The organism is Rhodococcus sp. 24CO (genome assembly GCF_050586165.1).
GTDB lineage: Bacteria > Actinomycetota > Actinomycetes > Mycobacteriales > Mycobacteriaceae > Rhodococcus_F.
Genome location: NZ_JAZFNF010000003.1, coordinates 571,173 through 583,990, shown reverse-complemented (window position 1 = coordinate 583,990; position 12,818 = coordinate 571,173). Strand labels below are relative to the sequence as shown.

At 62.2% G+C, this 12,818-nt stretch carries 13 protein-coding genes; 8 read left to right on the top strand and 5 right to left on the bottom strand.

Features of this window, described 5'->3' with window-relative positions:
• Nucleotides 1–8: 8 nt before the first annotated feature.
• Nucleotides 9–1,064, top strand: coding sequence for an AAA family ATPase (locus V2B23_RS09930; RefSeq protein WP_430950178.1), 1,056 nt, complete (start codon nt 9–11; stop codon nt 1,062–1,064).
• A gap of 361 nt (nt 1,065–1,425) precedes the next feature.
• Here V2B23_RS09930 and V2B23_RS09925 read toward each other — a convergent pair whose 3' ends face one another.
• Nucleotides 1,426–2,811, bottom strand: coding sequence for an MFS transporter (locus V2B23_RS09925; protein WP_430950177.1), 1,386 nt, complete (start codon nt 2,809–2,811; stop codon nt 1,426–1,428).
• 241 nt (nt 2,812–3,052) lie between these two features.
• On the opposite strand from V2B23_RS09925, the gene nhaA reads away from it, so the two are divergent.
• From nhaA to V2B23_RS09910, 3 genes are read left to right on the top strand one after another with little or no spacing between them, the layout of a single operon-like run.
• Nucleotides 3,053–4,288 carry a Na+/H+ antiporter NhaA gene (gene nhaA, locus V2B23_RS09920; protein WP_033235942.1) on the top strand — a complete coding sequence of 412 codons (1,236 nt, stop codon included), beginning with the start codon at nt 3,053–3,055 and terminating at the stop codon, nt 4,286–4,288.
• Complete coding sequence (locus V2B23_RS09915; RefSeq protein WP_430950176.1) at nt 4,285–4,794, top strand: phage holin family protein; 510 nt, start codon at nt 4,285–4,287, stop codon at nt 4,792–4,794. Before nhaA ends, V2B23_RS09915 begins: the two co-directional genes overlap by 4 nt.
• Before the next feature lie 10 nt (nt 4,795–4,804).
• Nucleotides 4,805–5,737 carry an alpha/beta fold hydrolase gene (locus V2B23_RS09910; protein ID WP_430950175.1) on the top strand — a complete coding sequence of 311 codons (933 nt, stop codon included), beginning with the start codon at nt 4,805–4,807 and terminating at the stop codon, nt 5,735–5,737.
• A gap of 4 nt (nt 5,738–5,741) precedes the next feature.
• Here the strand turns inward: V2B23_RS09910 and marP are convergent, their stop codons facing one another.
• Genes marP through nth form a run of 4 tightly spaced genes read right to left on the bottom strand, consistent with a single transcriptional unit; the run spans nt 5,742 to nt 9,080 of the window.
• A complete protein-coding gene (marP, locus tag V2B23_RS09905) occupies nt 5,742–6,932 on the bottom strand; it encodes an acid resistance serine protease MarP (protein ID WP_430950174.1) in 1,191 nt (396 codons plus the stop codon).
• Nucleotides 6,929–7,648, bottom strand: a complete 720-nt coding sequence (locus tag V2B23_RS09900; protein ID WP_430950173.1) for an NUDIX hydrolase — start codon at nt 7,646–7,648, stop codon at nt 6,929–6,931. The genes marP and V2B23_RS09900 overlap by 4 nt, the downstream gene beginning before the upstream one ends.
• The gene (locus V2B23_RS09895; RefSeq protein ID WP_430950172.1) at nt 7,645–8,298 is read right to left on the bottom strand and encodes a TlpA family protein disulfide reductase; all 654 of its coding nucleotides are present in this window, start codon (nt 8,296–8,298) and stop codon (nt 7,645–7,647) included. The genes V2B23_RS09900 and V2B23_RS09895 overlap by 4 nt, the downstream gene beginning before the upstream one ends.
• Before the next feature lie 5 nt (nt 8,299–8,303).
• Nucleotides 8,304–9,080 carry an endonuclease III gene (nth, locus tag V2B23_RS09890; protein ID WP_430950171.1) on the bottom strand — a complete coding sequence of 259 codons (777 nt, stop codon included), beginning with the start codon at nt 9,078–9,080 and terminating at the stop codon, nt 8,304–8,306.
• Between the two features lie 80 nt (nt 9,081–9,160).
• Between nth and V2B23_RS09885 the strand changes: the two genes are divergently transcribed.
• The 4 genes from V2B23_RS09885 (at nt 9,161) to V2B23_RS09870 (ending at nt 12,783) form a co-directional block, all read left to right on the top strand.
• On the top strand, nt 9,161–9,424 hold the full coding sequence (locus V2B23_RS09885) for a hypothetical protein (RefSeq protein WP_378664821.1): 264 nt from the start codon (nt 9,161–9,163) through the stop codon (nt 9,422–9,424).
• A gap of 279 nt (nt 9,425–9,703) precedes the next feature.
• Nucleotides 9,704–10,378 (top strand): Crp/Fnr family transcriptional regulator, encoded by a 675-nt coding sequence (locus tag V2B23_RS09880; RefSeq protein WP_003943506.1) that lies wholly within the window; start codon nt 9,704–9,706, stop codon nt 10,376–10,378.
• A 163-nt stretch (nt 10,379–10,541) separates the two neighbouring features.
• A complete protein-coding gene (locus V2B23_RS09875) occupies nt 10,542–11,819 on the top strand; it encodes a carboxylesterase family protein (protein WP_430950170.1) in 1,278 nt (425 codons plus the stop codon).
• Nucleotides 11,820–11,856: 37 nt separating this feature from the next.
• Nucleotides 11,857–12,783: a LysR substrate-binding domain-containing protein gene (locus V2B23_RS09870; protein WP_430950169.1), complete on the top strand. Its 927-nt coding sequence runs from the start codon at nt 11,857–11,859 to the stop codon at nt 12,781–12,783.
• The last annotated feature ends 35 nt before the right edge of the window (nt 12,784–12,818 follow it).

The window sequence follows — 12,818 nt, the reverse complement described above, 5'->3', positions numbered from 1 at the left end:
ATCTCGCCGTGCCGTACATCACCGACAGGCTCCATGACCAGAATCGTGCAGCACCACCACCGGCCGAGGAACGAACCGAACCCGTAGCGGTCGGAGCCTTCGACGCACGAAAGCTCTCGAAAGCCCTGAGTTCCAAGATCGTCGGACAACAGGCCGCGGTCGATGCAGTGGTTCGTGCGATTTCGATCGCGCATGTCGGTGCCACGGATCCGACGCGTCCGCTCGCCAACATCCTTCTGGTCGGCCCCACCGGCGTCGGCAAGACCGAGTTGGTGCGGCGCGTGGCCGCGGAACTACGGTCAGGGCCCGACGACCTGTGTCGTATCGACATGAATGCTCTTGCGCAAGAGCACTATGCGGCATCGTTTTCCGGGGCGCCGCCTGGATATGCCGGCAGTAAGGAGTCCTTCACACTGTTCGACAAGAACACCGTCGAGGGCGATCCGTACACCCCCGGAATCGTCCTGTTCGACGAAGTGGAGAAGGCCGATCCCACCGTGCTGCGGGCACTTCTGCAGGTCCTCGACAACGGTGAACTCCGGTTGGCGAACGGTCAGCAGAAGATCTCGTTCCGCAACAGCTACGTGTTCCTGACCTCGAATCTCGGATCGGCAGCGGTGGCGGAGCACCGACGGTCCCGATGGCGACAGCTCACAGATCGCGTCCGAATCGATCGACCACGCCATGGTCATCACTTGGTGCAGCGCGCTCTCGAGAAGTTCTTCGATCCCGAGTTCTTCAACCGCATCGACGAAACCGTGATCCTCGACGAGTTCGACGAACAGACCGCGGAACAGGTGACTCGGCTCGAGATCCGGCTGATCACGACTCGTCTGGCCAGGAGAGGCGTCGACGTCGACGTGGACGACAGCGCCGTCGCTCTGTTGCAGCGGCGCGGATTCGATCCGGTGTACGGAGCACGTGGCCTGCGCCGGACCATCCGAAACGTCTTGGCCGACCCGGTGGCCGCTGTCGTTCTCGACCTTCGGCCGGTCGGGACGCAGCCACTCGCCTTGCAGGCTCGGGCAGTTGGTGATCAGATACAGGTCAAGAAAGTCCCATGAGTGCTCGCTCACGTTGCGGATCGAATCCGCAACGTGGGCGACATATTTCAAATATGTCCGCGTAACGCCACCTCCCTAGGTTGGGTGCCTGCACCACGAAGTGCACACGCACAGGCACCCAGGGGAAGTGACGTCATGACAGCAGTGAACGAGCAGGTGTCCGCAGGCGCGCCGAGCAAAGGCAAATCTCGCTGTGAACGGCGAGAAGCAGTACATCAGTTCCTTGGCGCTGAGTACCGATAAAACGGACGAACACATCTTGCCGGCCCAGCCCTGAAAACTGCTGTGCGCCTTTCTGGTAGCACCCACTACCAAAAAGGCACACAGGGGGCGTAGCCCTTATGTCACAGGGGCTACGCCCCTACGCCCCTACGTCATCGAGCGATTCGTCCTTCGTCTCTCGCATCACGAGCAATGCAACAAACGTCAGAGCCGACGCGACGAGTAGGTAGATCCCGACCCAGCCGACGCCGTAGTGGTCGACCAGGTAGACCGCGATGAACGGCGCTACTGCCGCACCGAGAATGCTTGCGGTGTTGTAGGCGATACCGGAACCCGTGTACCGGACGTTGGTCGGGAACAGTTCCGGGAGAACAGCACTCATCGGACCGAAGGTCAGGCCCATGAGGATCATGCCCACAACGAGGAAGGCCAACATGCGGCCGTCGCTCATACCGTCCGTCTGCAGGAAGAGTCCGAATGTGAGGCCGAACAGCATCATTGTAGCGGTGATGACGAGCAGCGTGATTCGTCGACCGTAGCGGTCGGCCAGCCACCCGGACACCGGGACGGCAGCTGCGAAGAACACAACCGCAATAAGCTGCAGGACAAGGAAATCGGTGTATTTGAAGCCCGCTCCCGTGCCACCTTCCGCAGCGGTTTTGCCGATTCCGTAGCTCAGGACCCACGTGGTCATGAGGTAGAACAGCGTGTAGGTGGCGAGCATGACAAATGTGCCGATGATCAGCTGACGCCAGCTTGTCTTGAAAACCTCGGCAAGGGGTGTCTTGACCTTCTCGCCGCGCTCGACGGCGCGCGCGAACACCGGTGTTTCTTCGAGCCGCAGACGCACGTACAGGCCGATCATCACCATGATTGCGCTGAGCAGGAAAGGAATTCGCCAGCCCCACGAGAGGAATGCGCCGTCGAGGTCCGGGTTGGCGCTGTCGTGGTCCATCATCAACGAGATGGCCAGGAACAGTCCGTTGGCAAGGAAGAAGCCGATGGGTGCGCCCAACTGTGGCCACATGGCCGCCCAGGCGCGTTTGCCTTCCTTCGCGGTTTCGGTGGCAAGCAGGGCCGCTCCGGACCATTCACCGCCGAGGCCGAGGCCCTGGCAGAAACGCATCAGCGCGAGTAGCGCGGGAGCGAGCAAACCGACCTGTGAATAGGTCGGCAGCAGGCCGATGAGGAAAGTTGCGACGCCCATCGTCAGGAGCGAGCCGACGAGGGTCGCTTTACGTCCTACCCGGTCGCCGAAGTGACCGAACAGAATCGAGCCGAGCGGCCGCGCCACGAAGGCAAGACCGAATGTCGCCAGCGACGCGAGGAGCGCGGTGGTGTCGTTGCCTTTGGGGAAGAACAGAAGCGGGAAGACAGACACCGCGGCCGTTGCGTAAATGTAGAAATCGTAGAACTCGATCGACGTGCCGATCATGCTCGCGACAACGATCCGTCGGCGAGGTACGCCGCCGACGGTTTCGCCGTCGGCGGGCGTCGGCGGGTTCTTACTCAGTGACGTGCTCACTCGTGGTGCTCCTGCAGCTGTACGAACATTGCGTTATACGAACATTGCCCAATTGGTGGGATGAATCTCAGTCAGTAGGAATTGAACACCCTGCGCGTTTTCTCGCGCAAATTCGGGTTCTGGACCTCATCCGCGATAAAATTCCGTAAAGGTGAGCCGGGAAGTCTGGTCGGCACGTGATTCGTCGCGTCCACATGTCTGCAAAACCGAACAAAGGCGTTGCTCCCGCGTGATCTCCACAATGCGTTCCGAACTGTCCCGATACTTACGCACCGAAACCGTTGGCGGCTCAATCCTGCTGATCGCCGCTGCCATTGCTCTGATCTGGGTGAATTCACCACTCGGCGACAGCTACATCGCGCTGCGCGACTTCCAGATCGGACCGTCTGCGCTGCACCTGAACCTCAGTCTCGGCACGTGGGCGCAGGACGGACTGCTGGCCATTTTCTTCTTCGTAGCCGGCCTCGAACTCAAGCGCGAACTGGTTGTCGGAGAGCTCTCCGATCGCAAAGCAGCAGCGCTTCCGATCATCGCGGCATGTGGCGGAGTTCTCGTTCCCGCACTCATCGCGGCATCGATCGGCTTCGGCACCCCGGGGATGGACAAGGGTTGGGCGATCCCCGTTGCCACCGACATCGCCTTTGCCCTCGGCATCCTCGCCCTGACCGGTTCCCGGATTCCAGCCAGCGCCCGCGTGTTCCTGCTCAGTCTTGCGGTAGTCGACGACCTCCTGGCCATCATCTTGATTGCGGTGCTCTTCACCGCGTCGATCGCGATGTTGTGGCTGCTCACCGCAGCCGCGGCGCTTGCGGTGTACGCCTACGCCCAACACAAACGCATCACGACGCCGTTCCTCTACGTGCCACTTGCCCTACTCACCTGGTACTCGATGCACGAGGCCGGTATCCACGCCACTCTCGCCGGCGTCGCACTCGGCCTGCTCACGCGAGTTGTCCGCGACAAGGACGAGGAATACGCCCCCGGCACCCGACTCGAACATCGCATCCAGCCGTACTCAGCCGGCTTCTGCGTTCCGGTGTTCGCGCTGTTCGCATCCGGCGTTCCCATCAACGCCGAGGTACTCGGCGACATCTTCACCGATCCCGTCGGGCAATCCGTCTTTGTCGGCCTCCTCGTCGGAAAAACTGTCGGAATCTTCGGAATTTCCCTGCTCGCGATCAAATTGGGCATAGCCACGAAACCCAAGACACTCGAACGCAGAGACATGTTTGCCCTCTCAGTGCTCGGCGGCATCGGGTTCACCGTTAGCCTGCTTGTAGCAGACCTCGCACTGGACGGGGTCGGCGATGGCAGCGAGGCCGAAATAGCGAAGGCCGCAGTTCTCGTGACATCGTTGATAGCGTCGCTGATCGGATCAGCGCTGCTGTGGCGACGTGGACGGGTTCATGCGGCGCGAGCCGAAGCCAATGCCATAGCCACAGACGCGAGAGAACTACCTGGAGAGGTCGACAAGTGAGCGTGACCAACGGAGAGAGCCAACGCTTCACCGGAGATGGGGTGCCGAACACGGTGTCGTCCATTCCTCTCACCGACGTAGACGCCCGAACACCGAGCGAAGCCTCGATCGGTGCGCTGGTCAGGGATGCGACGGCTCAGGTTTCGACACTGGTGCGTGCCGAGGTCGAGCTTGCCAAGGCCGAAGTCACCGGTGAGGTCAAGAAGGGGCTGCAGGGCAGCGTCTTCTTCATTCTGGCCTTCACTGTTCTGCTGTTCAGTTCTTTCTTCTTCTTCTTTTTCCTGGCGGAACTGCTCAGCGTGTGGCTCGAACGTTGGGCCGCTTTCCTGATCGTGTTCCTGATCATGGTGCTGACCACCGCGGTACTCGCGCTTCTCGGTTATCTGCGGGTTCGTAAGTTGCGGGCTCCGGAGAAGACGATCGAATCGCTCAAGGCAGCAAAGAGCGTCATTCCCGGCAGCCACGACGACACAAAGCCGTCGGTCGACTTCAACGCGCGCAGGTAACGAAGCAGCTGTGTCAGCCCCAGATCCATCCACCGTCAGATTCGACGGCCCCTGGATTCACCGGGACATTCATGCCAACGGCATCCGGTTTCACGTCGTCGAGGTCGGCGACGCTGATCCGGATGCCCCGTTGGTGGTTCTCCTGCACGGTTTTGCCGACTTCTGGTGGTCGTGGCGTCACCAGCTGACGGCTCTGTCCGCGCAAGGTTTCCGCGTTGTCGCCATCGATCTACGTGGCTACGGAGATTCAGACAAACCGCCCCGCGGATACGACGGTTGGACGCTGGCCGGCGACGTGGCCGGCCTGATCCGGGCGATGGGATACGGCAAGGCCACGCTGATCGGTCACGCCGACGGCGGCCTGGTGTGCTGGGCAACCGCGATCCTGCATCCGCGTCTGGTGCGGTCGATCGCTCTGGTGTCGTCGCCGCATCCGCACGCGCTCAAACAATCAGTCCTGCGCGACCGCTATCAGCGCAAGGCACTTTTCCCGTCGTTCCTGGCGAACCAGCTTCCGTTCCGCCCGGAACGGCGCCTGACTGCCGACAACGGCGCCGAGGTGGAGCGTCTGGTGCGTTCGCGCTCGGGTCCTGGTTGGCCCGAGCAGACCGAGTTCGCCGACGTTGTATCGAAATTGCGCTCCGCGATTCGCATCCCAGGGGTGGCGCATTCGACGCTGGAGTATCAGCGGTGGGCATTCCGAAGTCAGCTCCGCACCGAGGGCCGCCGGTTCATGCGTCTGATGGATCAGACTCTGCACATTCCGATTCTGCAGATACACGGCGAACTCGACCCGTACATTCTCACGCGGACAATACGACGCGGTCGGCGTTGGGCGCCCGGCGAACAGTTGCACCCCGTCTCCGGAGTCGGCCATTACGCCCACTGGGAAGCCCCACAGCGTGTCAATGACGCGCTCCGGGGCTTCCTGGCAGCCGACTAGCTACTCAGAGGATGCAGACGCCGGTGGAGACGGGCGTCGACGCGCTTTCCGCCATGGCGAGTTGGCGCGACACCTCATTGGCAGTGAGGACGAAACCGGTGTCAGTGTCGTCGATGGCGGCACCGAATACGACGCCGAGTACTTCACCCTGATCGTTGACCATGGGCCCACCGGAATTGCCCTGTCGGATCGATCCACGAACGGTGTACACCTCACGTTGTGTGGTGCCGGCCTTGTAGATGTCCGGGCCGTTGAGGTTCAGGATTTCGCGAACACGAGCCGCGCTGGCCGTGTACGGACCACCACCGGGATATCCGAGCACCAGTGCGTTGTCCCCGGTTTGAGCGGGCTGCGCGGCAAACGGCAGAACCGGCGCCTCGAGTCCGGGCACCGCGAGGATCGCGATGTCGACGGACGAGTCGAAGAGCACAACCTGCGCGGGTAGTGCACCCTGCATCGTGTCGACGGTGATGCTCTCGGTACCCGCCACGACGTGTGCGTTGGTCATGACACGCTCGGGCGCGACGATGAACCCGGAACCTTCGAGCGCGCGCTGGCAACTCGGCGCGACGCCGTTGATGCGCAGGACGCTCGGACGCAACTGCGCGGCCAGCGGGCTCGCCAGAACACTTGCGTCCGGCGCTTCCACTTCGGTGATGGGTGTGCGGCCGAACGGACCGATGACGTCGGGTAATCCCGATGTGTCGAGCAGCGCCGAGAATTCCGTCGGGATCTGCCGCAACCATTGCGGAGCGAGGTCGTCGACACCGGCCAGCACGTTCGACCCTCGGACTGCTGCTGCGACGTTGGGCTGAGACGACGACGTCAGCGGAATTGCCAAAAGCCACGCGGCAACCACCACGGCAACTGCTTGAAGCCCTGCGCCGACCACGCTGTCCACTGACCTTGCGGCCGGAGAATGCATACCGCTGCGCGCGGCTCGGCCCAGAACCATGCCGGCAACTTCGCCGATGATCACCAACACGACGATCAGTGAGATACCGGCGAGGATGCGCAGCTTGCCCTCGGTCACATGCACCAGAACATGCGGTGCCAGCAGGATTCCGGCAACAGCACCCAGAATCACGCCGACGAAGGCCAACGCCGACGCCACCGCGCCCTGACGCCACCCCGATGTCGCGGCGATGAGAGCCACCACCACGATCGCAAGATCGACCCACCGCGAACCTGTCATCGGGGAACCGCCGAATCTTCGATGTCTTCGCCCAGTTCTGCGAGCGCTGTGTCCAGATCACGCACGTCGTGATGATCCCAGGGGATTTCCCAACCGGACACCTCGAAGAGCCCGGCCAGTATTCCAGCAGTGAAACCCCACACGAGCATGCCGTCGGCCAGGAACGCCGGACCCTGATACCCGGCCTGGTGACGCACCTGGAAGCGGTTGTCGGGGTCGAGCAGAGTGCGCAGCGGAACCCGTGCGACACGGCCGACCTCACCGGAATCCTGAATGCCCACGGACACCGGATTTTCCCAATACGCGATCACCGGGGTCACGTCGAATCCGGACGGCGGAATGAATATTTCGGGCAACGTCGCCAGCGGGAGCACCCCACTCGGGTTGAGACCTGTTTCTTCCTGGGCCTCGCGCAGCGCTGTGCCGATCGGACCGTCGTCACCCTCGTCGGCGGCACCGCCGGGAAATGCGACCTGACCACTGTGCTGGCGCATGGTCGACGCGCGTTGTGTCAGTAGTACGTCAGCGTCGTCCGGCATCCCGCCGAGGCACAGGGGATCAGCTTCTCGGGATCCTCCGAAGAGGACGAGCACCGCAGCGGGCCTGGTTGTCGTCCCGCGCGGCGGGCGACGATCGAGCACGGGGTTGAGTCGATGTGGATCAGTGGGTTGGGTGCTGGCTACGGCACGTAACCATTCGGGAACCGATGAGCTCATACGACAACTCCCAAATACTGCGCCGTAGCGGCAGCTATCTCATCCGCACTGCGGAACGGTTGAGGCAACACCTTCGCGACGGTTCCGTCGGCACGAATGAGCACCGAGACCGGCAGCACCGGTGGCGCGCCGACGGCAATCTGCACCTTGCTCGAGCCGTCCTGAACTCCGGGTAGGCGAACGGAATAGTCGATCAGTCGGGTCAAAGCGTTTTCCTGGTTCGGGTCGGAATGCACGGTCAGCACAGTGATACTGTCCCCCGCACGATCCGCAAATTCCTGCAAATGCGGCAGTTCTTCGGCGCATGGCGCGCACCAGTACGCCCACAAATTCAGCAACGCGGGCTTACCTCCCAGCGCGGCAGCAAGATCAACCGGGCTTCCGTCGGCAACGCAGTCGAGCGTGATCCCAGCGAGTGCGGCGCCGGCCGGGGCTTCGGCGGTAGGCGTCGGGCACGCTGCCAGTCCGGCTTGTCCGCGAAGCTGATCGAGCGATTCGGATGACGGAGTGAACGTCGGCGGCCGATAAGCGGACGTCGAGGAACCGCCAGTCGAAACCGGGGTGTCATCTCCCCCTCGCGGCCAGATCGCAACAGCGAGCGCAACAACAACCGCAAGCACAACAAGGGACCACCGAGCAGCATTGGACATGTGGGTCACAACCCGGCCAGAGCGAGCAGATGCTCCGTCTCCGGGCCCTTCACCAGCGCAGCAGCTTCGATTTTGTCGGTGGGACCAAGACCGTACGACGGGCAGTCCTTGGCCAGAACGCACACGCCGCACGCCGGCTTACGCGCGTGACAGACGCGTCGTCCGTGGAAAATCACGCGATGTGACAGCAGGGTCCATTCCTTACGTTCGATCAAGGCCCCGACGGCATGTTCGACTTTGACGGCATCTTCTTCGTCCGTCCACTTCCATCGACGCACCAGACGCCCGAAGTGGGTGTCAACGGTAATCCCCGGGACGTCGAACGCATTTCCCAGAACCACGTTGGCTGTCTTGCGACCGACTCCCGGCAACGTCACGAGGTCTGCAAGTTTGTTCGGCACTTCGCCGTCATAACGCTCGAGCAGCGCCTGACCCAATCCGATCAACGAGTTGGCCTTGTTCCGGTAGAAGCCCGTTGACCGGATGTACTCCTCGAGCTCGGTCCGGTCGGCTTCTGCGTAAGCCTTGGCGTCGGGATAACGGGCAAACAGCGCCGGGGTGACCATATTGACGCGGACGTCAGTGCATTGCGCCGACAGGATGGTCGCCACCGTCAGTTCGAGGGGCGTCGTGAAGTCGAGTTCGCAGTACACATGTGGGAAGGCCACGGCTAGTTTCCGGTTCATCCGACGCGCGCGACGGACCAGCGCGAGATGGGATTCCTCGTCGCGAGCGCCGCCAGACCGGCGGGTCGCTGAGCGCTCGGTCGGGGTGGTCTGCACTCAGACAACTGTACGGATACTCCCCGACATGACATTTGGTCGTGTCGATTCCGAGATATTGGCCGTGTTTACTCTCCTCTATGCAAGGACTCGCCGTGATTCTCTTCCCAGTGCTGTTGATGCTTTTTGCGCTGGCCATGGAACGGGTCGAACGGAGACTGCGTCGACTCTCGGTTCGGGAGAACGAGGTGGCGGAGTTCCTCGACCAGGCCGGCCCCGACGACGTCGCGTCGCTGGCCACCGATGGGTTCCCACATGCGTTTGCCCGCTTCCACCTGCGCCGGAAGGGTCGACCGGCCAGCGCTCCGCGACAATCGGGCGGAGAAGAACTGCCCACTCGCTAAGGCGATCGAAGAGCCATACAAGGTAGTCACTTTTATTCGCCATCAGGATAATTTCGACGCTTTCGTGGCATCAATCACTCGTGCCGAGCGCGTGGGACGTAGACTTCGATGCCGTACCTGTTGTATTCAACACGGACTGTGTCGGACGCAGCGTCCCGCTCGCACGAGTGAAGGCCTGCGTCTGGGCGGTTCGTGCGTACAAACCAAGCACGACCGGGTACAAAGTTAGATAGCGCAAAAATGACACCACAAACGAACAAATCCCAACAAGGAGCGCACGTGGACGACGTCCTGGCAAGAGCCGGCATCTTCCAAGGAGTCGAGCCCTCAGCGGTAGCGGCGCTGACCAAGCAGCTGCAACCCGTCGACTTCCCCCGTGGACATGTCATCTTCAACGAGGGTGAACCCGGTGACCGCCTGTACATCATCGTGTCCGGCAAGGTGAAGATCGGTCGACGCTCACCTGACGGTCGCGAGAACCTGCTGACGATCATGGGTCCGTCCGACATGTTCGGCGAACTGTCCATCTTCGACCCGGGTCCCCGCACCTCGACGGCCACCACCGTCACCGAGGTTCGTGCCGTGAGCATGGACCGCGACGCTCTCAAGGCTTGGATCCAGCAGCGCCCCGAAATCGCCGAGCAGCTGCTCCGCGTTCTCGCACGTCGCCTGCGTCGTACCAACAACACTCTGGCCGACCTGATCTTCACGGACGTTCCCGGCCGTGTCGCCAAGGCACTGCTGCAGCTCGCGCAGCGCTTCGGCACCCAGGAAGGTGGCGCACTGCGCGTCACGCACGACCTCACCCAGGAAGAGATCGCCCAGCTGGTCGGCGCTTCCCGTGAGACCGTCAACAAGGCGCTGGCCGACTTCGCTCATCGCGGATGGCTGCGCCTCGAGGGCAAGAGTGTTCTGATCTCGGATTCCGAGCGTCTCGCGCGTCGCGCACGCTAGTTCTTCCTTCTCGACTCTTTCGGCCGCTCCCGCATTTCGCGGGGGCGGCCGAAGTCGTTTCCGGCGCTCGTCGCGACGGGTATAGCGCGCAACCACATAGGCATTTGTGTCACGTGTGAGCGCTGGCATGCTCGATGGAACAGCTACGACTCCAAGGGGATGCATGTCCGAGATAATCGCTTCCACTGCTTCGGGAAAGTTCCGTGGCATCCGACGCGACGGTTCGTTGTATTTCGGCGCGATCCCCTACGCAACCGCGGCCAGATTCCAACGGCCCGAACCTGCCGCGTCTCATACCGGCATTCTCGACGCCACCATGCCCGGCACCGTGTTTCCTCAACCACCGTCGCGACTCGAGCGCGTCATGGGAGCGCCGCACCCCGTGGCTGACCAGAGCGAGGACAGTTTCACCGTCACCGTCACGACGCCCTCGTTGACCGGTAGCCGGCCAGTCATGGTGTGGCTGCATGGCGGTGGATACTCCAGCGGCGGAGGTTCACTCGCGTGGTACGACGGCGGTGCGTTATCGGCTGAAGGCGATGTCGTGGTCGTATCGGTCAACTACCGCGTGGGCGTACTCGGTTATCTTCTACTCGACGGTGTCAGCGAGGGCAATCTTGGTGTCCACGATCAGATCGCGGCCCTCGAGTGGGTACGCGAGAACATCGCGAGGTTCGGCGGCGATCCCAATTCGATCACCGTGTTCGGCCAGTCCGCAGGCGCCCATTCGATTGTAAATCTATTGAACTGCAATCGATCCCGAGGATTGTTCCACCGGGCGATACTGCAGAGCAGTCCGCGACTGGATCTCAACTTCACCAAGACCGCCGCGATCGCGAACGGCGAGACCTTTGCCCGACTGCTCGACGGCGATCCGAATACCGCTCCCCTCCCCCGAATCCTGGACGCCTTCCGCGCCACAGCCGTCGAGTTCGGCCGACGGTCCGAAAATGTCGTTCAGCCACCCTTTGCCCCGATATCCGATGTTGCACCACTGACCGAAAGCCCGCGCAGCGGGGTAACGGAGGTAGTCATCGGATACACCCACGACGAGGGATCTGCCTTCGTCCGCGGGCTGCCCGGCGGCACTGTCACCGTCGAAACCATGTTGACACGGAACATGTTTGCCGACACAGCCGCAGAACTGGCCGCTGACTTCACGCAAGCGGGCACCCCGGTTTACACCTACCGATTCGACTGGACACCTTCCGAGAACATCTTCGGCGCTACGCATTGCATCGAACTTCCGTTCATCCTCGGCTCCGAAAAGTCTTGGCACGGTTCACCCATGCTGGGCAATGCCGATTGGACTACCGTCGACGATCTGGGTCGACGCATCCGCACGCTCTGGACTTCGTTTGCACATAACGGAAGTCCCGACAACGAGAAGACGTGGCAGAAGTTCTCGGCCGACAAACCGATCGGAATCACCTTCACCTGAGCAACTTCGGGCGGCAATCCCCGCTAGGATTGCAGATATGGACATGCCCAAGCTCCTCGACGGGCGACTCAAACTTCGCCACCTGCTTCTGGTCGACGCCCTGAGCCGTCAGGGCAGCGTGGTCGGCGCCGCTGCCGCACTGCACATCACACAACCCGTGGCAACCCGCAGCCTGCACGACATCGAGTCCATCCTCGGTGTATCCCTGTTCGATCGCGGACCACGCGGCATCACTCCGACAATATTCGGCGAGGCCTTCACTACCCACGCTCGGGCGGTCATCGCTCAGCTCACCGAAGCGGGCCGACACGTCGTCGAGCTGGCCGACGCACACCGCGGAACCGTCATCGTGGGAACACATCTCGCCGGTTCCAACGTCTTGCTGCCCGGCGCCATTGCGCGGCTGAAGGTCCAGCATCCGCTACTGACCGTGATCGTCCGCGAGGGCACTCCGGAGCAGTTACTCACCGACTTGGAGGCCGGTCGTATCGACCTCATCGTCGGCCGACTCACAGCACCGACAGACGACCGCGCCGTCAGACGCAATCTCTACGCCGAGTCGGTTGAACTTGTTACCCGAGTGGACCATCCGCTGACCAGTCGCGACGACGTGCAGCTCGACGAACTTCGTGAGTTCCCCTGGATCCTGCCCGGCGTCGAGACGGTGCTCCGACGCGAACTCGAGGAGTTCTTCGCCAGGAACGGTCTCCCGTTGCCCGAGAATCGAGTAGAGGCAACGTCTTTCCTCACCGTGCGGCAACTCTTGCTGGAAACCGACATGATCGCGGTCCTTCCGAGTCTGATTCATCGCGACGACACCCGTTTGACCACACTCCCGATCACCCTGGATCCCATCGGTCACAGCGTAGGTCTCACGTCATCAGCGACGAGGACGTCCAGTCCGTCGGCGCAGGCCCTTATCGCGTCGTTGCGCAGTTTCGCAGAAGAACTCATGAACCAGTAAACGTTCGAAAGCCCGCCCCTGGAGCGGGAGCGGGC

What these genes read in the sequence shown, in the direction of transcription:
- V2B23_RS09885 (WP_378664821.1), top strand. Translation starts at nt 9,161, where the DNA reads ATGCAAGGACTCGCCGTGATTCTCTTCCCAGTGCTGTTGATGCTTTTT.
- nhaA (WP_033235942.1), top strand. Translation starts at nt 3,053, where the DNA reads ATGCGTTCCGAACTGTCCCGATACTTACGCACCGAAACCGTTGGCGGC.
- V2B23_RS09895 (WP_430950172.1), bottom strand. Translation starts at nt 8,298, where the DNA reads ATGTCCAATGCTGCTCGGTGGTCCCTTGTTGTGCTTGCGGTTGTTGTT.
- V2B23_RS09870 (WP_430950169.1), top strand. Translation starts at nt 11,857, where the DNA reads ATGGACATGCCCAAGCTCCTCGACGGGCGACTCAAACTTCGCCACCTG.
- marP (WP_430950174.1), bottom strand. Translation starts at nt 6,932, where the DNA reads ATGACAGGTTCGCGGTGGGTCGATCTTGCGATCGTGGTGGTGGCTCTC.
- V2B23_RS09900 (WP_430950173.1), bottom strand. Translation starts at nt 7,648, where the DNA reads ATGAGCTCATCGGTTCCCGAATGGTTACGTGCCGTAGCCAGCACCCAA.
- V2B23_RS09875 (WP_430950170.1), top strand. Translation starts at nt 10,542, where the DNA reads ATGTCCGAGATAATCGCTTCCACTGCTTCGGGAAAGTTCCGTGGCATC.